General features: G+C 58.0%; 20 protein-coding genes. 6 read left to right on the top strand and 14 right to left on the bottom strand.

Going from position 1 to position 23,384, the window contains the following annotated elements; translation table 11 throughout:
• Positions 1-138: 138 nt before the first annotated feature.
• Positions 139-1,530, bottom strand: a complete 1,392-nt coding sequence (locus tag GKQ23_RS02345) for a PTS transporter subunit EIIC (protein ID WP_212409679.1) — start codon at positions 1,528-1,530, stop codon at positions 139-141.
• Positions 1,531-1,798: 268 nt separating this feature from the next.
• On the opposite strand from GKQ23_RS02345, the gene GKQ23_RS02340 reads away from it, so the two are divergent.
• On the top strand, positions 1,799-2,998 hold the full coding sequence (locus GKQ23_RS02340) for an enolase C-terminal domain-like protein (RefSeq protein ID WP_212409678.1): 1,200 nt from the start codon (positions 1,799-1,801) through the stop codon (positions 2,996-2,998).
• On the opposite strand, the gene GKQ23_RS02335 is transcribed toward GKQ23_RS02340, so the two are convergent.
• Both GKQ23_RS02335 and GKQ23_RS02330 read right to left on the bottom strand, forming a co-directional pair.
• Entirely contained in the window at positions 2,995-3,708 is a 714-nt protein-coding gene (locus tag GKQ23_RS02335) for a GntR family transcriptional regulator (RefSeq protein WP_212409677.1), read from the bottom strand. The genes GKQ23_RS02340 and GKQ23_RS02335 overlap by 4 nt on opposite strands.
• Positions 3,709-3,823: 115 nt before the next feature.
• The gene (locus GKQ23_RS02330; RefSeq protein WP_212409676.1) at positions 3,824-5,008 is read right to left on the bottom strand and encodes an NAD(P)/FAD-dependent oxidoreductase; all 1,185 of its coding nucleotides are present in this window, start codon (positions 5,006-5,008) and stop codon (positions 3,824-3,826) included.
• A 243-nt stretch (positions 5,009-5,251) separates the two neighbouring features.
• On the opposite strand from GKQ23_RS02330, the gene pitA reads away from it, so the two are divergent.
• Positions 5,252-6,751 carry an inorganic phosphate transporter PitA gene (pitA, locus tag GKQ23_RS02325; RefSeq protein WP_146005502.1) on the top strand — a complete coding sequence of 500 codons (1,500 nt, stop codon included), beginning with the start codon at positions 5,252-5,254 and terminating at the stop codon, positions 6,749-6,751.
• 108 nt (positions 6,752-6,859) lie between these two features.
• On the opposite strand, the gene uspB is transcribed toward pitA, so the two are convergent.
• Entirely contained in the window at positions 6,860-7,195 is a 336-nt protein-coding gene (gene uspB, locus GKQ23_RS02320) for a universal stress protein UspB (RefSeq protein WP_056232801.1), read from the bottom strand.
• Between the two features lie 306 nt (positions 7,196-7,501).
• On the opposite strand from uspB, the gene uspA reads away from it, so the two are divergent.
• On the top strand, positions 7,502-7,939 hold the full coding sequence (gene uspA, locus GKQ23_RS02315) for a universal stress protein UspA (RefSeq protein WP_056232756.1): 438 nt from the start codon (positions 7,502-7,504) through the stop codon (positions 7,937-7,939).
• Here uspA and rsmJ read toward each other — a convergent pair.
• Positions 7,936-8,691, bottom strand: a complete 756-nt coding sequence (gene rsmJ / locus GKQ23_RS02310) for a 16S rRNA (guanine(1516)-N(2))-methyltransferase RsmJ (protein ID WP_212409675.1) — start codon at positions 8,689-8,691, stop codon at positions 7,936-7,938. The two genes, uspA and rsmJ, sit on opposite strands and share 4 nt — an antisense overlap.
• Before the next feature lie 4 nt (positions 8,692-8,695).
• Positions 8,696-10,738, bottom strand: a complete 2,043-nt coding sequence (gene prlC, locus GKQ23_RS02305) for an oligopeptidase A (RefSeq protein ID WP_056232760.1) — start codon at positions 10,736-10,738, stop codon at positions 8,696-8,698.
• Positions 10,739-10,964: 226 nt separating this feature from the next.
• Between prlC and GKQ23_RS02300 the strand changes: the two genes are divergently transcribed.
• Positions 10,965-11,786 (top strand): CPBP family intramembrane glutamic endopeptidase, encoded by an 822-nt coding sequence (locus tag GKQ23_RS02300; protein WP_212409674.1) that lies wholly within the window; start codon positions 10,965-10,967, stop codon positions 11,784-11,786.
• Between the two features lie 92 nt (positions 11,787-11,878).
• Positions 11,879-12,721, top strand: a complete 843-nt coding sequence (locus GKQ23_RS02295) for a 23S rRNA (adenine(2030)-N(6))-methyltransferase RlmJ (protein WP_056232764.1) — start codon at positions 11,879-11,881, stop codon at positions 12,719-12,721.
• Between the two features lie 148 nt (positions 12,722-12,869).
• Here the strand turns inward: GKQ23_RS02295 and rnz are convergent, their stop codons facing one another.
• Positions 12,870-13,784 (bottom strand): ribonuclease Z, encoded by a 915-nt coding sequence (gene rnz / locus GKQ23_RS02290; RefSeq protein ID WP_212409673.1) that lies wholly within the window; start codon positions 13,782-13,784, stop codon positions 12,870-12,872.
• A 284-nt stretch (positions 13,785-14,068) separates the two neighbouring features.
• Between rnz and gorA the strand changes: the two genes are divergently transcribed.
• Positions 14,069-15,421, top strand: a complete 1,353-nt coding sequence (gene gorA / locus GKQ23_RS02285; protein WP_056232768.1) for a glutathione-disulfide reductase — start codon at positions 14,069-14,071, stop codon at positions 15,419-15,421.
• Positions 15,422-15,483: 62 nt separating this feature from the next.
• Here the strand turns inward: gorA and GKQ23_RS02280 are convergent, their stop codons facing one another.
• The 7 genes from GKQ23_RS02280 to GKQ23_RS02250 all read right to left on the bottom strand — a co-directional run bounded on the left by GKQ23_RS02280 (position 15,484) and on the right by GKQ23_RS02250 (position 23,205).
• Complete coding sequence (locus GKQ23_RS02280) at positions 15,484-15,819, bottom strand: type 1 fimbrial protein (protein WP_212409672.1); 336 nt, start codon at positions 15,817-15,819, stop codon at positions 15,484-15,486.
• Between the two features lie 506 nt (positions 15,820-16,325).
• Positions 16,326-17,036 (bottom strand): EAL domain-containing protein, encoded by a 711-nt coding sequence (locus tag GKQ23_RS02275; protein WP_212409671.1) that lies wholly within the window; start codon positions 17,034-17,036, stop codon positions 16,326-16,328.
• Between the two features lie 66 nt (positions 17,037-17,102).
• Positions 17,103-18,173 (bottom strand): fimbrial protein, encoded by a 1,071-nt coding sequence (locus GKQ23_RS02270; RefSeq protein WP_212409670.1) that lies wholly within the window; start codon positions 18,171-18,173, stop codon positions 17,103-17,105.
• Between the two features lie 14 nt (positions 18,174-18,187).
• The gene (locus GKQ23_RS02265) at positions 18,188-20,773 is read right to left on the bottom strand and encodes a fimbria/pilus outer membrane usher protein (RefSeq protein WP_212409669.1); all 2,586 of its coding nucleotides are present in this window, start codon (positions 20,771-20,773) and stop codon (positions 18,188-18,190) included.
• Positions 20,774-20,818: 45 nt separating this feature from the next.
• Positions 20,819-21,502, bottom strand: a complete 684-nt coding sequence (locus GKQ23_RS02260; RefSeq protein WP_212409668.1) for a molecular chaperone — start codon at positions 21,500-21,502, stop codon at positions 20,819-20,821.
• Positions 21,503-21,553: 51 nt separating this feature from the next.
• A complete protein-coding gene (locus GKQ23_RS02255) occupies positions 21,554-22,090 on the bottom strand; it encodes a fimbrial protein (RefSeq protein ID WP_056232779.1) in 537 nt (178 codons plus the stop codon).
• Between the two features lie 404 nt (positions 22,091-22,494).
• The gene (locus GKQ23_RS02250) at positions 22,495-23,205 is read right to left on the bottom strand and encodes a hypothetical protein (RefSeq protein WP_056232780.1); all 711 of its coding nucleotides are present in this window, start codon (positions 23,203-23,205) and stop codon (positions 22,495-22,497) included.
• Positions 23,206-23,384: the final 179 nt, after the last annotated feature.

The raw sequence follows: 23,384 nt of genomic DNA, 5'->3' as shown, positions 1-23,384 counted from the left end.
CCGCTTGCCCCGCTGTCGGCACGGTACGCGCAGGCTCTCACCTCAGCTGCGCCGACAGCAAGCGGGTCAGTTTTACTGACAACCCGACCATTGTCACCAGAATGGTGGGGGTGATCGGGTTCGTCACGCTTTACTGATTCAGCCTCCCCCGCCATCAGCGGCTGACCGTTCAGTGCCCCTGCCGACCAGCAGCAGCGTCAGGCTGAACGACAGCACCAGCGCAATCAGTACCCCGCTAATGGCATACGGGAACCAGGGGCCGATGTAGGCGGGCAGGCTGAAAATACTGGACAGGATATAGCCGAACAGCCGTACGCCGAAGAAGGCGACAAAGGCAGAAGCAATGCTGCTGGCAATAATCGCGGCGACGAAAGCCCGCTTCTCCCGCGTCAGCACGCCAAACAGCGCAGGTTCAGTGATCCCCAGCAGCGCCGACACCGCCGCCGACAGGGTGACCGTGCGATCGGCACGATGCCGGTTGCGAAACCAGATGGCAAAGGTGGCACCGGCAATCGCCATATTGGCCATGCACATCATCGGCATCAGCATGTCGTACCCCTGGGTGGCAAAGTTCTGCAGCGCGATCGGGGTCATCGCGTGGTGCATGCCGGTAAGGATCGCCACCGGGCGAATTGCCCCAACGATCAGCCCCGCCAGCACGGACGAGGTATCAAACAGCCCCTGAATGCACCAGGCCAGCCCTTTACCCAGCCAGATGCCTGCGGGACCAATGGCGACCAGCGCCACCAGTGCGGTAATAAACAGCGTCAGCGTTGGCGTAAAGACGGTTTTCAGCACCTGCGGCATGATGCGGTCCACCGCGCGATGGATATAGCTCAGCGCCAGCACCGAGAAGATCACCGGTATGACGCTGGACGCATAGTTAAACACCGAAATGGGCAGCAGGCCGGCGAACCACCAGGTCTGCACCGCGCCCGGCGCGCCGCCGGCCAGCAGTTTCGCCGCATCAATTAATGAGGGATACATCAGGCAGGCCACCACCGCTATCGCCAGATACTCATTGGTTTTAAACATCTTTGCGGCGGAAACGGCGAGGAAGAAGGGTAAGAACCAGAAGACCCCGCTGGCAATCAGATCGATGATCCTGACGGTATCACTGCTGGTCGACAGCAGGCCCATAGCAATCAACCCCGCCAGCAGGCCTTTGATCATCCCCGCCCCGGCGATCGCCGGTACAATCGGCCCGAACACGCCCGAGACGGTATCCATAAACAGCGATACCCAGCCTTTTTTCTTTTTCTCTGTAGCCGGTCCGTCGGTGGCAGGTGCCGCCTCGCCGTTAATCAGCTGATACCAGCGCTCAACCTCCGGGCCAATAATCACCTGAAACTGTTCGCTCTGTAACTGAACGCCCAGCACTCCCGGCAGCTGAAGAATGGCCTGACGATTGATTTTATCTTCATCAACCAGATCGAAGCGCAACCGGGTCATACAGTGCCAGACTTTATGAATATTTTCCCTTCCCCCTACCCCCTGGATAAGGTCACCAATGATGGCTGAATGACTCATTTCCCGCTCCTTATCTGCCCTGATGAGGGCCGTGGATGTGTGAAAAAGTGTACGGGATGGCACTTCGTATAAACAAACCAATAAAAGGTGATGGCATTCACAAAACCACTTAGTACAAGCTCAAAAAACCCTTAATGCAGTAAATTGGTCCGTTTTTTTAACCTTTTCGCTTGCGCGTTCGGACCAAAATAAATTGCTGGAAATGGGTTAAGAAGCGCGGGAATAATAGCCGCAGTAATTCGCGTTTCGTCAGCCGCCAGGAGCAACCATGACCCCGACACGCATCACCGATGTTGAATGTTTTATCACCCGACCGGACCGCCATAACCTGGTGCTGGTAAAAGTCACCACCGACAAGAATGTCGTCGGTTACGGCTGCGCCACGTTCCAGCAGCGGCCGCTGGCGGTGAAAACCATGGTGGATGAATACCTGAAGCCGTTGCTGATCGGCCGCGACGCGAATGCCATCGAAGACCTGTGGCAGATGATGCAGGTCAACGCCTACTGGCGAAATGGACCGGTGATGAATAACGCCATCGCCGGGGTGGATATGGCGCTGTGGGACATCAAAGGCCAGCTGGCGCAGATGCCGCTCTATCAGTTGTTTGGCGGTAAAGCGCGGGATGCGATAGCCGTCTACAGCCACGCCGCCGGTGAAAGCCTCGATGCGCTCTACCCGCAGATCGACGCGCTGCTGGAGCAGGGCCATCGCTACATCCGCTGCCAGCTCGGTTTCTACGGTGGTACGCCGCAGAATTTACATCAGACCCGCGAACCCACCCCGGGGGCTTACTACGATCAGGACGAGTATATGGCCAACACCGTCGCCATGTTCAAAGCGCTACGGGAGAAATACGGCCAGCGCTTCCACATCCTGCACGACGTGCATGAGCGGCTGTTCCCGCAGCAGGCGATTCAGCTGGCTAAAGCGCTGGAGCCTTATCAGCCCTGGTTCCTGGAGGATATCGTTTCGCCGCAGCAGAGCGGCTGGCTATCGCAGATCCGCGCGCACAGCAGCGTGCCGCTGGCGCTGGGGGAGCTGTTTAACAATCCCGCCGAGTGGCACGATCTGATCGTCAACCGCCAGATTGATTTTATCCGCTGCCACGTGTCGCAGATTGGCGGCATCACCCCGGCGCTGAAGCTGGCGGTGCTCTGCCAGGCGTTCGGCGTGCGCCTTGCCTGGCACGGCCCGCCGGATATGACGCCGGTGGCCGTGGCGGTGAATACCCACCTTAATATCCACCTGCACAACGCCGCAATTCAGGAGTTTATTCCGGCGCAGGCCAGTACCCTGGCGGTGTTCCCGGACACGCCTCAGGCCGCAGGTGGCTATCTCTACCCCATCGATCGTCCCGGCATCGGCATCCGCGTCGATGAAGCCGCGCTGGCGCGCTTCCCCGGCTGCTATCGTGCACATGAGTGGACGCAAAGCCGACTGCCCGGCGGGGCGATGCACACGCCTTAATCGCCGCGGCGAAAACGCAGGTTATCGGCATTGAACGGGGCAACCCAGGTACATTCATAGTGGATATCGATAACCTCGCTCAGGATCCACACATCGCCTCCGGCCAGTATCCCCCGGTTGGTGATCTTCATCGCCGGTGCACCGCGCCTGCAGCCCAGCAGCGCGGCCTGCGCTTTATCCACCGCTACCGCCTGATAATGGGTGAGGAAGTGCGACAGGGTGTCGCCTCTGGCAATCGCATACTGCTGTAGTGAGCTTTCAGTCACCTGCTGGGTCAGGTCCGGGAAACGGGAAAGCGGCAGGCTTGAAGTCTCAATTTGCGTGCAGCGCTCGTCCACGTAGCGCAGGCGGCAGAAGTACCACAGCCACTCATTTTCACCGATGCCAAACACCTGCTGCTGATCTTTATCCGGCAGGCGCTTGTGCAGGCTGAGCAGGCGGTAGCGCATCTGATCGAAGCGCTTTTCCGTAATTGAGTTATAGACCAGCGGATTGCTGCGGGCGTTTTCGCTGACAAAAATACCCGAGCCCTGTACCACCCGGATAATGCCGATGCTGACCAGCTTCTTCAGCGCGGCGCGCACCGTATGGCGCGAGACGCCATACTCTTCCGCCAGCTCCCGCTCGCCGGGGAGCTTATGCAGCGGGCCAGGAGCCGCCTGATAAATCTTACTCAGCAGATCCTGGGTAATAAAATCCCGCTTCTTCATGGTGACGATCTCCGGTGATGGCGTGACGGTGCTGGCACAATCAGTCTGCTACAGGCGTGGCCTGGGCAGGCTGTTAGTGAGCGTCAGAACGCTACAGCAGATGATTTTCTGGTCGTTACAGCGCCTGCGCACACGCCCAGGCCGAGCTCCACGCCCACTGGAAGTTATAGCCGCCCAGCCAGCCGGTGACGTCCACCACTTCGCCGATAAAGTACAGCCCCGGCACGTCGCGCGCCTCCATGGTTTTGGAGGAGAGCTGGCTGGTATCAACGCCGCCCAGCGTCACTTCGGCGGTGCGGTAGCCCTCGGTGCCGTTCGGCTGCACCCGCCACTGGTGCAGGGTGCCGGCCAGCTCCGCCTGCTGGCGGCTGTTCAGCTGTTTCAGGGTACACTCCGGCAGCGTGCCGAGCTGCTGCAGGCACTCGACCAGTCGTTTGGGCAGGATTTTCGCCAGGCTGTTTTTCAGGCTAAGATTCGGGTGCTGGCTGCGCTCTTCATTGATAAAGGCGTCGAGGCTCTGCTGCGGCGACAGGTCGATGGTGACAAATTCGCCGGGCAGCCAGTAGCTGGAGAGCTGCAGCACCGCCGGCCCGGAGAGGCCGCGGTGGGTGAACAGCAGCGCCTCTTTAAATACCGTGCCGTCTTCGGCGGTCATCACCGACGGCACCGACACGCCGGAGAGAATTTGCAGCTGTTCCAGCAGCGGCTTGTGCAGGGTAAACGGCACCAGGCCTGCGCGGGTGGGCAGCACCTTCAGGCCAAACTGCTCGGCTATTTTATAGCCAAACGGTGATGCGCCCAGCCCCGGCATCGACAGGCCGCCGCTGGCGATCACCAGCTTCTCCGCCCGCACCTCCGCGCCGTTCAGCTGCAGGGTATAACCGGCGTCATCACGGGTCACCGCCAGCACCTCGCTGCGCAGGCGCACGCTGACGTTGCCCGCCTCGCACTCCTTCAGCAGCAGATCGACCACCTGCTGCGCCGAGTCGTCACAGAACAGCTGGCCGAGGGTCTTTTCGTGCCAGGCGATGCCGTGGCGGTTGATCAGATCGATAAAGTCCCACTGGGTGTAACGCGCCAGCGCCGACTTGCAGAAATGCGGGTTAGCAGAGAGATAGGCCGCCGGTTCGGTGTAGAGATTGGTAAAGTTACAGCGGCCGCCGCCGGACATCAGGATTTTGCGCCCGGCCTTTTTACCGTTATCCAGCAGCAGTACGCGACGCCCTTTCTGACCCGCCTGTGCGGCGCAGAACATCCCGGCCGCACCGGCACCAATCACGATCACGTCAAACTTTTCCACTGCTCACCCCGGCCAAAACCGCTAAAAACGCTGATTGTAGTGAGTTGACGGCGGCGATACCAGCTTCCGGGTAAAAAGGCGGCGGTAACAATTTGTAACTTAGTGATTTGACAGCGATTTCATCGCAAGCTGTCACACAACTGACAGAGTAATGTCAAAAAAAGTCTATATTTCCCTTTCCCCCGGCACGGGTTGTCGCAGATAATGCGCCGCGTTCATGTCCTCCAAAATGGCGTAACGCTTATGCTACATCTGTTTGCTGGTCTTGATTTCCATACCGGCCTGTTACTGGTTCTTGCTCTGCTGTTTGTGCTGGTCTACGAAGCGATTAACGGCTTCCACGACACGGCCAACGCGGTGGCAACCGTTATCTATACCCGAGCAATGCGATCGCAGTTAGCGGTGGTGATGGCCGGGGTATTTAACTTCTTCGGGGTACTGTTGGGCGGCTTAAGCGTGGCTTACGCGATCGTCCATCTGCTGCCCACCGATCTGCTGCTTAACGTTGGATCGGCCCACGGGCTGGCGATGGTCTTTTCCATGCTGCTGGCTGCTATTATCTGGAATCTCGGTACCTGGTATTTTGGGTTACCGGCCTCCAGCTCCCATACCCTGATTGGTGCCATTATCGGTATCGGCCTGACCAACGCGCTGCTGACCGGCACCTCGGTGGTGGATGCGCTGAACGTACCGAAAATGATCGGCATCTTTATGTCGCTGATTATCTCGCCGATCGTTGGCCTGGTGGTCGCCGGCGGCCTGGTGTATCTGCTGCGTCGTTTCTGGAGCGGCAGCATCAAGCGTCAGCGTATTCATATGACCCCGGCCGAGCGGGAAAAGATCGACGGCAAGAAAAAGCCGCCGTTCTGGACGCGTATCGCGCTGATCGTGTCGGCGATTGGCGTCAGCTATTCGCACGGCGCTAACGACGGTCAGAAAGGCATTGGTCTGATTATGCTGGTGCTGATCGGCGTGGCTCCGGCGGGCTTCGTGGTGAATATGAACTCCACCGGTTATGACATCACCCGTACCCGGGATGCGGTCAACCATCTGGAGCAGTATTACCAGCAGAACGCCGCCTCGCTGACCCATATCATTCAGATGGCACCACCGGCGCTGCCGACGCCGGAAGAGGTACGCTCAGGGCCGCATGATTTCCACTGTGATGCGGCGCGGGCACTGCCGGCCATCCAGCGCGCGCAGGGGCTGCTGAACAATCTGTCCAGCTATGATGCGCTTAACGTCGACCAGCGCAGCCAGCTGCGTCGCCTGCTGATGTGCATCTCTGATACCGCTGAGAAAGCCGCTAAGCTGCCGGAAACCCCGGCTGATGAGAAACGCTTCCTCAACAAGCTGAAGGGCGACCTGCTGAATACCGTTGAGTATGCCCCGGTGTGGATTATTCTCGCCGTGGCGCTGGCGCTGTCGCTGGGCACCATGGTTGGCTGGCGTCGTGTTGCCACCACCATCGGTGAGAAGATCGGTAAAAACGGCATGACCTATGCGCAGGGCATGTCGGCGCAGATGACCGCAGCGGTATCGATTGGCGTTGCCAGTTATACCGGTATGCCGGTCTCCACCACCCACGTGCTCTCCTCCTCCGTGGCGGGCACCATGGTGGTTGACGGCGGCGGCGTGCAGGGCAAAACCATCCGCAGCATCCTGCTGGCGTGGGTGTTTACCCTGCCGATCTCGATTCTGCTTTCGGGTTCACTCTACTGGGTGGCGCTGAAGCTGATTTGATCGCGTTAAACGCGGTAGCACGACGCAGCGAGCGCCGTGCTACCGCCGCCAGACTTACAGATAAAAGCAGACTTCGGTCTGCTTTTTTTTCGTCGGTCACCCGCCGGGCTAATGCCAGATGGCCAGCCCGACCAGGCTGATCGCCACGATGGCGCACAGCGAACTGGTCAGCACGAACTGGCCGCGCACCCGCTGGCAGCGGCGGATAAACTCGTCGTCGTGATGGTCAAGGTAGCGCTGCGCCCAGATATAGCGCACCAGCCGCACCTGCTTGCTGGGTTGCCCGTGGGCGGTAAAGAAGCCGCCGCCGTCAACGTACTGATAGAGCAACGGATCGCAGCCGCGCAGCACCACCAGCAGCGCCCGCAGCGACGAGTAGTAACGAGCCATGTTCACCACGCAGATAATGCAAAGAGCCCAGAATAACGCAACGGTGCTGATCATCATCCCCTCCCGGCCCTGTCGCGGCCACTGAACACGGGCAAGCCGCTTCATACCGCGCGGGTTCGCCAACCCTGTAATTGATTCAGGTAAGATTAATAACCCTGACGCCACGACGCCCGGTGAGCGGGGGCATGTAATCAGTGTAGAAGATTGGGCTAATTTATTTCCACTGCTGTTTATCACATCCGCCGGTAACGGGAGGAAAATTCATGATGGCGGCCTGCGAAAAGGGTGCACCAGACCTCACCCCGCGCCGGGGAAGTTAGCTATACTCAAGGCATAATTTCAGTGAAAAGGAGTCTTCATATGTCATATAAACACATTCTGATCGCGGTCGATCTGTCGCCGGAAAGCAAACTGCTGGTTGATAAAGCAGTCTCCATGGCGCGCCCTTATAACGCAAAAGTTTCGCTGATCCACGTCGACGTCAACTATTCCGACCTCTATACCGGCCTGATTGACGTTAACCTCGGCGATATGCAGAAGCGTATTTCGCAGGAAACCCACACCGCGCTGACCGAGCTCTCCACCAGCGCCGGCTACCCGGTGAGTGAAACCCTCAGCGGCAGCGGCGATCTTGGCCAGGTGCTGGTCGATGCGATTAAAAAGTATGATGTCGATCTGGTGGTCTGCGGGCACCATCAGGATTTCTGGAGCAAGCTGATGTCGTCGGCGCGCCAGCTGATCAACACCGTGCACATCGATATGCTGATCGTGCCGCTGCGCGACGAAGAAGAAGATTAATCGCCGCCGAGCGGCGCATAGATATCAAAACGGTGGCTCTTGGTGGTCACCGCGTTTGGCGTTGCCACCCCGGCCAGCGGCGGCGCGTAGTCCGGCCGCTTCACCACCACCCGCTTTTTCGCCAGCCGACGCGCCGGCTCCAGCAGCCCGTCGGCATCCTCATCCGGCCCGACCAGCGACTGAAACACCCGCATCTCCTTCTTAACCAGCGCGCTTTTCTGCTTATGCGGATACATCGGATCGAGATACACCGCGTCCGGCGGCGGCGTGATATCGGTCAGCGCCTGCAGGCTGGAGGCGTGCAGCAGCGTCAGCCGTTCGCGCAGCCACGGGCCGATCTCCGGATCGGCGTAGCCGCGGCGTAAACCGTCGTCGAGCAGCGCGGCGACCACCGGATTACGCTCCAGCATGCGCACCCGGCAGCCGATCGCCGCCAGCACGAAGGCGTCGCGCCCCAGCCCGGCGGTCGCATCGACCACGTCCGGCAGATAACCGCTTTTGATGCCGACGGCTTTCGCCACCGCCTCGCCGCGCCCGCCGCCAAACTTACGCCGGTGCGCCATTGCGCCGTCGACGAAATCGACGAAGATGCCGCCCAGCTTTGGTTCATCGCGCTTGCGCAGTTCAAGATGCTCTGCGGTCAGCACCAGCGCCATCAGGCTGTTGTCGTCATGCACCAGCTGCCAGCGTTCCGCCAGAACAGATAAGGCGCCGTCTCCGGCGCCCGTTTCATCTGATAAATAGATGTTCACTCAACTAGCCCTTGATGCCGTAATGTTCCAGCATCGCGTCCAGCTGCGGCTCGCGGCCACGGAAGCGTTTGAACAGCTCCATCGGCTCTTCTGAACCACCGCGGGTCAGGATGTTGTCGAGGAACGACTGGCCGGTTTCGCGGTTGAAGATGCCCTCCTCCTCGAAACGTGAGTAAGCGTCGGCCGCCAGCACGTCCGCCCACAGGTAGCTGTAGTAACCCGCCGCATAGCCGCCGGCAAACACGTGGCTGAAGGCGTGCGGGAAACGGCCCCACTCCGGCCCCGGTACCACCGCCACCTGCTTTTTCACTTCGCGCAGCGTTTCCAGGATACGTGCCCCTTTCGCCGGGTCAAACTCGGTGTGGATGCGGAAGTCGAACAGGCCGAACTCCAGCTGACGCAGGATAAACAGCGCCGCCTGGTAGTTCTTCGCCGCCAGCATCTTATCCAGCAGCTCCTGCGGCAACGGCTCGCCGGTCTCATAGTGGCCGGAGATAAACGCCAGCGCTTCCGGCTCCCAGCACCAGTTTTCCATAAACTGGCTCGGCAGTTCCACCGCATCCCACGGCACGCCGCTGATGCCGGAAACGCCCGGGGTTTCAATGCGGGTCAGCATATGGTGCAGGCCGTGGCCGAACTCGTGGAACAGGGTGGTGACTTCGTTATGGGTGAACAGCGCCGGCTTACCGTTCAGCGGGCGGTTAAAGTTACAGGTCAGGTAGGCAACCGGCTTCTGCAGGCTGCCGTCGGCTTTGCGCATCTGGCTGACGCAGTCGTCCATCCACGCGCCGCCGCGCTTGTGCTCGCGGGCGTAGAGGTCGAGGTAGAAGCTGCCGCGCAGCTCGCCGCTCTCGTCAAACAGGTCGAAGAAGCGCACGTCCGGATGATACACATCAACGTCTTTACGCTCGCTGGCGGTGATGCCGTAGATGCGTTTCACCACTTCAAACAGGCCGCTCAGCGCGCGCGCTTCCGGGAAGTAAGGGCGCAGCTGTTCGTCGCTGATGGTGTACAGGTGCTGCTTCTGTTTTTCACCGTAGTAGGTCAGATCCCACGGATTCAGATCGTCAACGCCGTGCTGTTGTTTCGCGAAGGCGCGCAGCTGCGCCAGCTCCTGCTCGCCCTGCGGGCGGGCACGGGTCGCCAGACCGGTAAGGAAGTCGATCACCTGCTCCGGGTTTTCAGCCATTTTGGTGGCCAGCGATTTATCGGCGAACGACTTAAAGCCCAGCAGCTGGGCCAGCTCATGGCGCAGCGCCAGCTCTTCCGCCATCACTTCGCTGTTGTCCCACTTACCGGCGTTCGGGCCCTGGTCTGAAGCGCGGGTGGAGTAAGCACGGTACAGCTCTTCGCGCAGCGCGGCGTTGTCGGCATAGGTCATTACCGGCAGATAGCTTGGGATATCCAGCGTTAACAGCCAGCCGTCCTGCTCTTTGGCTTCCGCCTGGGCTCTGGCCGCAGCCAGCGCGCTTTCCGGCAGGCCGGCCAGCTCGCTCTCGTCGGTAATCAGCTTGCTCCAGCCCATGGTCGCATCCAGCACGTTGTTGCTGTAGGTCGACCCCAGCTCAGACAGGCGTGCGGCGATTTCGCCGTAGCGCTGCTGCTTCTCTTTCGACAGGCCGATACCGGACAACTCGAAATCACGCAGGGCGTTATCCACCGCTTTCTGCTGTGCGAGGTCCAGCCCGGCATAAGCGGCCCCCTCTTTCAGCGAACGGTAAGCCTGGTAGAGCCCCTCATGCTGGCCGACCCAGGTGCTGTACTCGGACAGCAGCGGCAGCGTCTGCTCATAGGCCTGACGCAGCTCCGGGCTGTTTTTAACCGAGTTCAGATGGCTGACCGGTGAGAAAAGACGGCTTAAACGATCGTCTACTTCTGCCAGCGGCTGCACCAGGTTATCCCAGCTGTAGGGCGCGCCCTGCGCCACGACTTTTTCCACCGCCGCGCGGCACTCGTCCAGCGCCTGGCTGACGGCAGGAACCACGTGTTCGGGTTGGATGGCGGAGAAAGGCGGCAGCGTAAAGGCGGAGAGTAACGGATTGGTCATAGCGCAGTCCTTTAGTCGGTGTATGGGGTGCGTTAGCGCGCACAATCCTTTTAACATGGGGCCATCGCTGAGGAAAATCAATGCCGGTGGCGCGTGGCGCGGTGATTCAACGACAGCCCGGCGACTTAATGACCTTAAAGTGCGCACTTTCGGCTTTGCCTGTTCAGAGTACAAATTGCATACTGCTGCGTTTTGTAACGCCATAAAACCAACAGGGAAACGTGTAATGTGGTATGTGCTGGCTCTCTCTTTATTCTTTCTGCCGTTCCACCTCAGCAGCGCGCTGGTGCTGCTGGCGGTGGCACTGGTGGTCGCGGTTTTCAGCCACGTGCTGCTCCCCCCGGCGATGGTGGCGCTGCTGGTACTGGGCGGCGTGGCGCTGTGGTGTGGCGGTCACCGCCAGCGAACCCAGTTTGCGCTGCCCGGTGAGATCCTGCTGGTGGTGGGCAGCGTGGCGCTGATGCTGCATATGATCCCCGGCTTTAATAACGCTCTGGTGGTCTCCGGGGTACAGGCCGGGCCGCAGAGTGCGCCCTTCTCGTTTTACTATAATCTCGACAAAGCCCTGATCCCGTTTCTGCTGCTGGCGTGCCTGCCAACCCTGCTGAAGCGGCCGTCGTGCCCCCCCGCGAATGCGCTGTGGTGGCTGGTACTGCTGTTAGCGATGCCGCTGCTGCTGCTGGCCGCCACCCTGGCAGGCGGGCTGCGGGTCGAACCCCACTGGCCTGAGTGGCTGGGTGCCTTTATGCTGGCTAATCTGTTCTTCGTCTCGCTGGCCGAAGAGGCGCTGTTTCGCGGCTATATCCAGCAGCGGCTCAGCCAGCTGCTGGGGAATAAACAGGCGCTGCTGATTGCCGCCGCCCTGTTTGGCCTTGCGCACTTTGCAGGCGGGCTGCTGCTGGTGTTCTTTGCCTTCCTTACCGGCATTATCTATGGCCTGGCGTGGCTGTGGAGCGGGCGGCTGTGGGTCAGCACGCTGGTGCACTTCGCCTTTAATCTGCTGCACCTGCTGTTCTTCACTTACCCGGTCTGGCAACGGGCGGGCTGACGCGCTTTTCTGCGTTTTTTTGGTTATACTACGCGCAACCTGTGCCGCCACGCTGGCGGCACGCTCGTTTACCCCGCAGGACTTCCCAGCACATGCTCAGTTATCGCCACAGTTTCCATGCCGGCAACCATGCCGACGTTCTTAAACACACCGTACAGAGCCTGATTATCAGCGCGCTGAATGAGAAGGATAAACCCTATCTCTATCTCGACACCCACGCCGGTGCCGGGCGCTATCTGCTCAGCGGTGAGCATGCGGAACGCACCGGCGAGTACCTGGAAGGGATCGCGCGCATCTGGCAGCAGGACGACCTGCCGGAAGAGATGAAGCCGTACATCAGCGCGGTGAAGAACTATAACCCGGGCGGCAAGCTGCGCTACTATCCGGGCTCGCCGCTGATCGCCCGTCACCTGCTGCGCGAAGATGACAAACTGCAGCTGACCGAGCTGCACCCGAGCGACTTCCCGCTGCTGCGTAACGAGTTTCAGAAGGACGATCGCGCCCGCACCGACCGCGCTGACGGCTACCAGCAGCTGAAATCCAAGCTGCCGCCACCGTCACGCCGTGGCCTGATCCTCATCGACCCGCCGTACGAAATGAAGAGCGATTACCAGGCGGTGGTGCAGGGCATTCATGAAGGCTACAAGCGTTTTGGTACCGGCGTATTTGCGCTGTGGTATCCGGTGGTGATGCGCCAGCAGATCAAGCGCATGTTTAAAGACCTGGAAGCTACCGGCATTCGCCGCATCCTGCAGATTGAACTGGGCGTGCTGCCGGACAGCGACCGTCGCGGCATGACCGCCTCCGGCATGGTGGTCATCAACCCGCCGTGGAAGCTGGAACAGCAGATGAACAACGTGCTGCCATGGCTGGTGAAAACCCTGGTGCCGGGCGGCACCGGGTTTGGCAAGGTCAGCTGGATCGTGCCGGAGTAAACCGTCTGGCGGGCAGATGCTGGCCGACCTGTGCGCTTGCGGCGCTGCCTGCGCTGCCTGCGGCAAAGGACCACGTAGCGGTTATCGCCGGTGATGCCCGGATGCTACTGATGCCCGTATGCCGCTGATGCCGCTGATGCCGTGATGGTTACACGGTAAACACGGCAAAGTCATGCGCCATCTCGGTGGCCGGAAACACCGCCCGGCACTCGTCGAGCAGCCGCTCACAGTCGTGGCGCAGATAGCGGGAGCTGAGGTGGGTAACGATCAGCCGTTTAGCGCCGCTCGCGCGCGCCACCTCAGCCGCCTGCACCGTTGACGAGTGCCCGCGCCCGTTAGCTTTCTCCTGCATCGCCAGCTCCAGCGTGGCTTCGTGCACCATCACAGCCACCCCGGCGGCCAGTTCCGCTGCCGCTGGCGTCGGTGCGGTGTCACCAAAGATCGCCAGGCTACGGCCTCTGGTCGCCTGCCCCACGTAGTCCCAGCCGTTAATTGCCCGCCCGTCGTCGAGGATCACCGTGCGCCCCTGCTTCAGATCGTAGTACCACGGGCCGGCGGGCACGCCGTCCGCCTTCAGGCGTTCCGCGTCCAGTGCGCCGGGCTTATCGTGCTCGTCAATGCGGTAGCCATAGCACTCTACAGGATGGGTCATTGGGTAGGCGGTGACGCGGAAATGTTCGTCGTTGCACACCTCTCCGGCGGTGATTTCGACGATCGAAAGCGGGAAGGTCAGCCACGATCCGCTCAGGCTCAGGCTGGTTTCAACAAAGGTCTTAATCCCCTGCGGACCATACAGCGTCAGCGGTCCGGTGTTACCCGTCATCGAACGGCTGGTCAGCAGCCCCGGCAGGCCAAAAACATGATCGCCGTGCAGGTGGGTGATAAAGATCTTCTCGATCTTCGCCGGGCTGATCGCCGTGCGCAGGATCTGGTGCTGGGTCGCCTCACCGCAGTCGAACAGCCAGGTGGCGCTACGGGCTCCCTGTACATTCAGTGCGATGCTGGTGACGTTGCGTTCACGGCCCGGGGTGCCCGCGCCGGTGCCTAAAAATTGCAGTTCCATCCCCTTCACTCTCCTGATTAGCGATGCCGTTAACAGGCATAATGGCCTGATGATAGCATTTTCCCGCTCAACCCGACGCGCGCCAGCTATTTACGCTGCCGGGGCCACTCCCGCTGACGCATTTTCCGCTGCCATTCCAGCCGTACAGCAGTCGGCAGCATGGCGACTCTCCTTAATCCACCCACCCGCCCTATCACAATCATAGGTGCAAACTTTGCGGCAATGGGTCGGGAGGCGTTACACTCTCTGCCAGCTGATTTCACTCATTTAACGGAAGCCTGACCATGACCCGACATTATGACTACCTCGCCATTGGTGGCGGCAGCGGCGGTATCGCCTCGATTAACCGTGCGGCGATGTATGGACAAAAGTGTGCGCTGATTGAAGCAAAAGATCTGGGCGGCACCTGCGTCAACGTCGGCTGCGTGCCGAAGAAAGTGATGTGGCATGCGGCGCAGATCGCCGAAGCGATCAACCACTACGGCCCCGACTACGGCTTCGACACCACCGTTAATCAGTTCAACTGGGACACGCTGCTGAAGAACCGCAGCGCCTATATCGACCGCATCCACACCTCTTACGACAACGTGCTGGGTAAAAATAAGGTGGACGTGATCAAAGGCTACGCGCGCTTTGTGGACGCCCACACCGTGGAAGTGAACGGCGAGAAAATTACCGCTGACCATATCCTGATCGCCACCGGCGGCCGTCCGAGCCACCCAGACATCCCGGGTGCCGAATACGGTATCGATTCCGACGGCTTCTTCGATCTTAAGGCGATGCCGGAACGCACCGCGGTGGTCGGCGCGGGCTATATTGCCATTGAGATCGCCGGAGTACTGAACGCGCTGGGTTCTGAAACACATCTGTTCGTGCGCAAGCACGCGCCGCTGCGCAGTTTCGATCCGCTGATCGTCGACACGCTGCTGGAGGTGATCAATACCGAAGGCCCGACGCTGCACACCGAAGCCGTTCCAAAAGCGGTGGTGAAAAACGCCGACGGCAGCCTGACCCTGCAGCTGGAAGATGGCCGCGAACAGACCGTCGACAGCCTGATCTGGGCGATTGGCCGCGAGCCGATGACCGATAACCTGAACATCGAAGCCGCTGGCGTGAAGCTGAACGAAAAAGGCTATATCAGCGTCGATAAATACCAGAACACCAGCGTTGAGGGCGTTTACGCCGTCGGCGATAACACCGGTGCGGTGGAGCTGACGCCGGTCGCGGTGGCAGCAGGCCGTCGCCTCTCCGAGCGCCTGTTTAACAACAAGCCGGACGAACACCTCGACTACAGCAACGTACCGACCGTGGTGTTCAGCCACCCGCCGATCGGCACCGTTGGCCTGACCGAGCCGGAAGCGCGCGAGAAGTTTGGTGACGACCAGGTGAAAGTGTATAAATCGGCGTTCACCGCCATGTACACCGCCGTGACCCAGCACCGCCAGCCGTGCCGCATGAAGCTGGTTTGCGTCGGTGCGGATGAGAAGATTGTTGGCATCCACGGCATCGGTTACGGCATGGATGAGATGCTGCAGGGCTTTGCGGTGGCGCTGAAGATGGGTGCTACCAAGAAAGACTTCGACAACACCGTGGCGATCCACCCGACCGGTGCGGAAGAGTTTGTCACCATGCGCTAAGCGCCCATCCTGAATAACAAAACCCTGCAGCGATCGTCGCTTCAGGGTTTTTTTCTGCCTTTTTACCGGTAGCTGACGGTCAGAATGCCTTCGCGTTTTTCAGCGTTCAGCCAGGCCAGCTGCGCTTCGGTGCGGTTATCGTTAAAGGCCAGCGCCCTGGTAGTGGAGACGTTAAGCGCCCGCTGACGGAATTTACCCTGCTCCGCACATTCGCTGGTCACGTTGGCCTGGCTGACCTGGATCCGGCAGGCCGGCTGATAAATCTGGCCGCTAAAATTGACCTGGCCGCCGCCGATGCCGAAACTTTCGCTGGCTGATGCACTGCCCTGCACGCCTGCCGCCAGCAGCATTGCCAGCAAAACAGATTTACCGCAAACCATCATTTTTTTACCAGTCATAAGTTTCTCTCCCGACATCCGCTTTGCGACGTTGCTACCGATCCTGACTTTAGAAAAACTTAAAAATCAGGGGCTTATTCCGTTAAACCGGTAACTGATTGGGTGTGTAGTCAGACCGCTTTTTTATCGCGGGTCAGCGGGTTTACTTTGCCCCCCTGACGCTCCTGTTGCCACATCACCTCTTGTTGATATCAGCATACACAGAAATAAGAACACTCCGAAACACACTAAGAGCAAAAAGTCTGATGTTTAAATCTATCAATTACACGATATCGATCGCTGAAATGGCATTTACAGGATAAAAATGAATTTATCTGGCATAGGGTAACTATTCCGTCTGCGTTTTCGCGGCAGGGTGGCGAGCAGGGGAATAGCGGATACGGTGGCGTCTCGCCGACACGACGTGTCAAACGGTGGATATTTCAGCAGAGCGGAAATAAAAAATCCGGCGGGAGAGACTCGCGCCGGACAGACAGGGAGATGTGCAGGATTAAAATAACGGCGGGTCAGGCATCATTAACGGCGGGCAGTTCTTTCAGCTCTTCCATGCTCATTTCACACCACAGCCGCCCCTGCAGCGCATAATAAGGCATATCTTCCAGCCACTGGCGCTGGGCGATGGTTTCAATCCCTTCAATCACGACCTTAAACTGGTTCTGCTGCAGCTCATCGAGCAGTGAGGCCAGCCGTGCCTGCCCCTGTTCGTCCTGCCAGTATTTCCAGAACACGTGCTTATCAATTTTGATAAAGCGGAAGGCGTAGGCCGACAGCATATTCATCTCGGCAATACCGTTACCGAAGTCATCCAGCCACAGGGAGTAGTGGCTGGAGAGCAGGCTGTGCAGCTTGTGGTGGCGGAACAGGCGCGAAGAGAGTTCGTGGACTTCAAAGTGGATGCAGCCGATCTGCTTGATGCGGTCCATCACCTCGCTCTGCTCCAGCAGGCTGAGCGTGTGGTCATCCACGTTAAGGGTGACGATAATGCCGCGATCGTTAAACCACTGCTGGTGCGCCTCGATCAGTTCAATCTGCGCCAGCAGGATCGCGTTGCGCTCTTCCGCGCTGGCATGCAAAAAATAGCGCTCGACGAAGTTACTGTCATTGACCGGTGCCGCGCTGAAGCGCGACAAACACTCAAAGGCCAGCAGCTTACCGTGCGCGCTGAACATCGGATGAAATACGTATTTAATCGCCGGCTGGGGCACAGGTTCCAGCATTTCGCCCGAAAATGTCATGGTCGGGCACATCTGCAGGCCGCACCTGTGACAGAACCATTAGCGCCACTACTTAAAGGTAACGTCCACATTTGCCGACGCATTGAAGGTCCCTATTTTTGGCGAATTGTTGAGCCAACGCAGGCTGGCCACAAAGTTATTTTGTACCACACTCCCGTTCACATAACCCAGTGAAGTGCTGGTATTCAGCGGAATAAAACTGGCTGGCGCATCGGCGGTGGAGATCGAAATACCAAATCCGCTGTCGCTGGCAGGCATGATCATATCAGTACCGCTGGTCGGATAGGTGGTACTGAAGCTGGCCACCAGCGTTTTACCCTGGCAATCCTGGCCGGCACCGGTCAGGTTAGCCACCACCGAGAACGGCACCTGCTTCTCGGTGACGCCCGCCTGGGCTCTGCCGGAGGCGATGGTGCCAAAGTTCACCGTCGAACCGCTGTTGCCCGAGACGCTGATCTGCGGCGAGCAGGAGATAAAGCGGATATTGCCCAGCCCGGCGATGTAGGCGCGGAAGTTACTGTTTGGCGTGCTGTTCAGCCCCAGAACGCCATCCACCTGGAAGACCGGGTACTGTCCGGTATTGGTAATCTTACCGCTGGACGGTGCGGATTTGCCGGTGGCTTTGATATAAATCGAGTAACTGACCTTAACTGTCTGAGGCGTGGCAGGTGACATGCAGCCCTGCACCCAGTAACCATAATTATTTCTGTACCAGCCATAGTTACATACAGTCCCTCTGCCCACGTCGGTTTTGGTTCCCGCCGTCGGTTTAATATCAATACTGTTGTAGGTGACACCCACCTCAATAGAGGGATCGATGCTCTGCATCTGCGTCAACGGATCCCAGTAGAGATAGGCGTTCTCACCACTCGGATAGCCGTTGGTATCCTCGCACTTAAAGGTGGAGTTATAGACCGGCGAACGCCACAGCACGGTGCCCGCCGTCAGGTTAGCGGTGGAAACCTCTATCGCCTGGTTGAGGGTAATGACCTCAGAGATCGAACCGGTAGAGGCATCTTTGCAGGACAAAGCGTAACTGTTGAGTGAAAACAGGCTCAGTACCAGCGCCAGCAGCGTGTAACCGGCCACCTTTACGCCGCGAAAAGCGTGCAAAAACATCAAGCGTATCCTTATTATTTTGGCGTACAAGCCAGACTGAGTTCCTGATAACCCGCCGCGTTCAGATCCTTAAAGCCAGGCAGGACCACTTCACAGGCAGACCCGGCACCCTCGCCCCATTTTACCTGCAGATGCTGATGTTCACTCACGCCGGAGACATAAGCCGTACCGGTGGTTCCCACGGTACCGATATTGGCACCCGCATCGTTAAACACCGTAGCCCCGATTGCCGGATAGTTACCTTCGGCGATTTTCAGGTGCAGCAATAAGCTCTGCCCGGTGCGGGTTTCAAAGGTCACCCGGCTGATGGCACCGTAAGTCGGCACCACGTCTCTTGCTGCCAGCGGAATATCCAGCCCGGCACCGATATCTTCGGTGTTGAGCGCCACGCGGTTATGACGGTAAGCGGTGGCCGAGGTCATCACCGCGTAACCAAAGCGGTCAACGGCGACGCCAGGCTGGTTTTCCAGCCGCACGCCTTTGGCATCTCTGGCTTCCACCAGCACAATGGTGTTCTGCATCGGCTGCGACAGAGTTACGCCGCCGCGGTGCGCCAGCACGCCGCCGCTCAGGTTCAGCGAGCTCTGGCTGTAGTTCTCATTCCAGCTGTACCCCACCTGCGCGTTACCCATGCTGCCCATATAGCCCACGTCGGCCATGGTGGTCTGCCCGCCGTTCTCCGCATGGCCGGTCTGCAGGTAGTAGTTCAGGCGGTTGTCATCCAGCAGCGAACCGCCCATGCCGGTGCTGTAGCTGTCGCCGCTCTGCTTGCTGTGCGCCATGTTGAGGCTGGCAGTCACCGGCTTCTGGCCAAAGACGGTAAACGGCACCGACAGCGTGAAGTTCATGGTGCGATCTTTCTGGCCATAGTTACTGCGGCTGTCCTGGACAAACAGGCCATAGCTGACGTCTTTGTACATGCTGTTCAGCCCGACCTGCAGGGTACGGTCGCGATTGCCGCTGCCCCAGTAAGTCTGGTTGGTCAGCGTTGAATAGAGCGAAACCGGGCCAAGATGCTGGCTGACCGTCAGCTCAACGCGCTGACGCTTGTTGTTGTAACGATCGGAATAATAATAATTTTTAGTGGTATTTGCCCAGGATGGCGTGCCGTCGCTGCTCGCCGTGGTGTCATCATACTCATTGCGGTACTGGCCGTTCTCATAGCTGGCACGCTCGGTGACCGCATCGCTGAAGTCATAGTAGCCGGACGTAGAGTAGCGGTAACCGGCGATCTGCAGCTCGGTGCCCATGGCGTTCAGCGACTTGGAGTAGAGGAAGCGGAAGCTGGCCCCCTGCTTGCGGTCGCCGCTGGCCAGCTCGGTATCAGACCAGGCGGTATCGAACGATGCCGCACCGAACATGCCGAGGCTTTTACCCACGCCGAGTACCGCCGAACGGTAGTGATCCGCCACCAGCAGCCCGCCGTACGGCGTGTAGTCACCGCCCATACCACGGGAAACCGTGCCCTGAATAAAGCGCGGCTGGTAGCTGTTTCCGCTGCCGTCCTGATATTTACCGGCGGTCAGCGCGTATTCCCAGATGCCGGCGCGCAGCATGTTGCTGATCGACGAGAACGGCACGATAAAGTTCTGTTTTGAACCGTCCGCCTCAAACACCGTCACCGCCAGGTTACCGCTCAGGGTACTGGGGTAGATATCGCTCAGCTCAAATGGGCCGGGGGCGACGTTAGTGCTGTAAACGGTATAGCCGTTCTGGCGGATCTCCACCCGTGCATTGGTGCGAGCCACGCCGCGAACCACCGGTGCATAGCCACGCAGGCTGTCCGGCAGAATTTCCGGCACGCTGAACAGCTGCACGCCACGGAACTGGAAGCTGTCAAACACCGCGTTGCTGGTGCTGCGCTGCCCGAGCTGCACCCTGGAGCGCCAGGGTACGATATCGGTTTCCGCCCAGGTGGCGACCGAGGTCAGCTTACCGGGGCCTTCGCTCTGTTTCTGCCAGTTTGAATTATTGCGCAGCCGCCAGCGGCCAAGGTTCAGGCCATTCTGGGTGGAGGTGTAGAGATAATCGCTGTCGCCGCTGTTTTTCGTGCGATTTTTAGAACCGCTGAAGTTGTAATTGATAAAGGCGGCGTTGATACCGTCGTCATACAGGCGCGATGAGATCGCCCCTTTTGGCGTCGGGATCATGAAAATCTGCGGAACCGAGATATCCACTTTCTGGATGGCCGCGTCATAGGTCACGCTGGCACCCTGCAGATGGGCCGGCAGGTCAAAACAGTCCGCCGGATCGCCACTCAGCTTTTGCAGCTCAATGCCGTAGGCCAGGTAATCTTTTACCGGGATGCACACCTGAATCGGTTTAGCCGGATCGGTTTTACGAAACTCGACGTCTTTATGATCGACTCGCTCAGCGTTGACATAAATATCAAACGGATAGCTGCCAGGCAGAATATCATCACTGGCGGACAGCGCGGCAACGCTGGAGGCATCGCCGTGAATGAATGAGGTATTGAACTGTTCTTCTGCCAGCGTCGGAGAGAATTTCAGCAGCAGCAGCGTGGACACCAGCGCGCGCTTCAGGGGAAACTTGCGCGTTCCCTGGCGACCTGCTTTTTCCCTGCCCGCTGAATAAAACATAATCTTCTCATCCGATGCGATAAATGCAAATCATGGCTCCGTCAATTACAGACGGATATCTTTCACCTGGGTGTTGCCACCAAAATCATTGATAAAGGTGAAAGTAAACTGCTTACTGTTTTCAGTGCCGGCCGGCAGTTTGATCGTCGCATTACTGAATGCTTTAACCATTTCTGCGTTAACCTTCTCTTCTTTGCCCGCACTGTTTTTAATCGTAATGGTTCCCAGGGTGACATTAAGCGGCCCCGGATTATCCACCACCAGCTGGCTACCCTGACGGTGCCATTTCAGCGCCTCAGCCTGCTGCTGCAGGGTGGTATTCAGGCCGGCCGGGCGGTAGAACAACTTAATTCGCGTGCGCACGGCAATTTGCAGTACGTTTTCTTCTTTTGGTGCCGGCGGAATTTCCTGCACGTTAACCCAGAATACCGACTCGCGATCCTGCGGCAGCCCGTTACCTGAATAAATAAAGCGCAGTACGGCTTCTTTTTTACCGGCCAGTTTTAACACCGGTGGTACCACCTGAATCGGGATATCTTTCGGCATTTTGGTCGCGTCACCGTGATCCAGCCAGGTCTGCACCATATAGGTGTCGTTCTGGTCGTTATGGATATCCAGTGAAGCCGACTTGCTATCGCCGTTGTAAATCACGCGGGTTGCATCAACCTGAATACCTGCAGCGGCACTCAGAGAAACACAGCACAGGGCGGCGGCCAGTAATTTTTTCATGCGTTCAACTCTTCTTAATGTGCGCCATCCCTGGCAGCACAGTTTAACTAATTAGTTGTATTCGATGGTGAAGGTAGAGCTGGCGTTTGCCGCGCCTTCAGTCACGTTAGCGGTAGTCGACTTGTAACGCGCTTTCAGGTTGAAAGTCGCGGTGCCGTTAGCAGTAGAACCTGACGCTGCGGTGTTGGTGATAGCAGCCAGTGCAGTGGTGGATGCAGTCTGGTTGATTGGGATGATTTTCTCGTCGTTAGACAGAATCTCGATACCCACGCCGGTCGCTGCGCTTACGGCCAGCAGGTTCGGGTAGCCAGCCAGAGTCGGGCCGTCAAAACGCAGGCTGTAAGAACCGGTGTCACAGTTAACGAGCTTGATGTTGAACGCTTTAGAGGCGGTCACGTCACCGGCGGCGCTGAACGCGGTAGTCGGGTATTTACCGATGAACACGCTCTGGTTTTTGCTGTCGTTATCAACTGTACAGGTCGCTTTAACAATCTGGCCGGTGAAAGCAACGGTGCCGTTAGCAGCCTGTGCGTTTACTGCGGTCAGAGCGATGGCTGCTGCAGCCACAGATAACAGGATTTTTTTCATTTTTATCTCCAGAAAAACAACGCTTAGATGATTGATTTATTTTGAGAATTCCATTTTTTTCCACCACGCGTTCATTCTGTTTTTTACCAGAGGCTGCAGATGGGAGAGTAGGAATACTCTGATTTCGAAGCGGAATATATCCTGTCGGATTTGACTTATATATTGGTTAAAATTCATTAACCATAAAGATTAACAGGAAAAATCTATCAAACAACGTAAGTCATTGATTATTAACAACTCGCTTTGTCAGGAAAGTGCAGAAAAAGTAAATATTTGAGTTTATTTTTTTTAAAATGATGCAGAACAGGCCCACCCATTTACGCCTGGCGGCATAAACGGGCGGTTAAAGAGTAAACAACGCTGCAGGATGTTGAGGGAAAGTCTGAAGTTCACTGCACTACGGATTAGCGCAGACGGCGCATCCGCTTCTCTTCCAGCATGATGCCCATCACCGTTTCTTCCATTTTACGCAGGAAGCCGCTGGCGGGCTTGTGGAACGCGCAGGAGAAAATGTGATAGCTGTGTTCGCGATTTTCCGGGCTAAGTTCGGTAATCTCTTTAATGCTCAATACGGTGAGATCCATGGTGAACTGGCCAAGGTTGCCAAAATCGACCAGCATATTTTTCAGCAGCATGCCCGCCCGCGTCAGCTCCGGTAACGCTTCTTCATACTGTAAACCGATGCCATTGCGTGACAGATCTTTCACCCGCAGTCGGTGACTGAAACCGTCGCGGAAACGCCCCTCGCAGATGAAATTATAACGTTCCGGTATTGTTATGCGGATATCACTGCGGCGCTGGGTCACAATAATTTCCGCCGGGAAATTAAACGTCAGAGAGTCCGGCGCTTCTTTCTCCACGATCTGGAAGGTAGTAAAAGCGATTTTCTCACTGCTGCCTTTAATTACCACCTCAACCGGCATAGTCACCGACTGCAACTCCTCCATCCGGCTGATACTAAAAACCTGGGTATCAATGTGCAGGAACTGGCAGCTCAGGGTGCGACCCTGAACGAGGAATTCAACGCTGCCGCTTTTTTTCATGGCTTCACGCAACAGCGCCAGAATTTCATAGCGGTCAGTTTTTTTAATTTCCTTATACGATAACGTTGTCATCTGGACGCATTGTCCCTTTATGTAATTGGAATTATATGCTGTGTCTTTGCAGACCGGTCGCGCTGTTACAATGACAGATGATAAACAGCCCCCGCCACTATAAAACTGAAAAATCAGGGGGCGTATTGTAATAACATCACAGCGTTTTTACCAGGCACGGAATCTGTCCGTTCGGCCTT

Source organism: Erwinia sp. E602 (genome assembly GCF_018141005.1).
Classification (GTDB): Bacteria; Pseudomonadota; Gammaproteobacteria; order Enterobacterales; family Enterobacteriaceae; genus Erwinia.
Note: the sequence above shows the minus strand (reverse complement) of the source record. Positions and strands in the feature narration are given on the sequence as shown.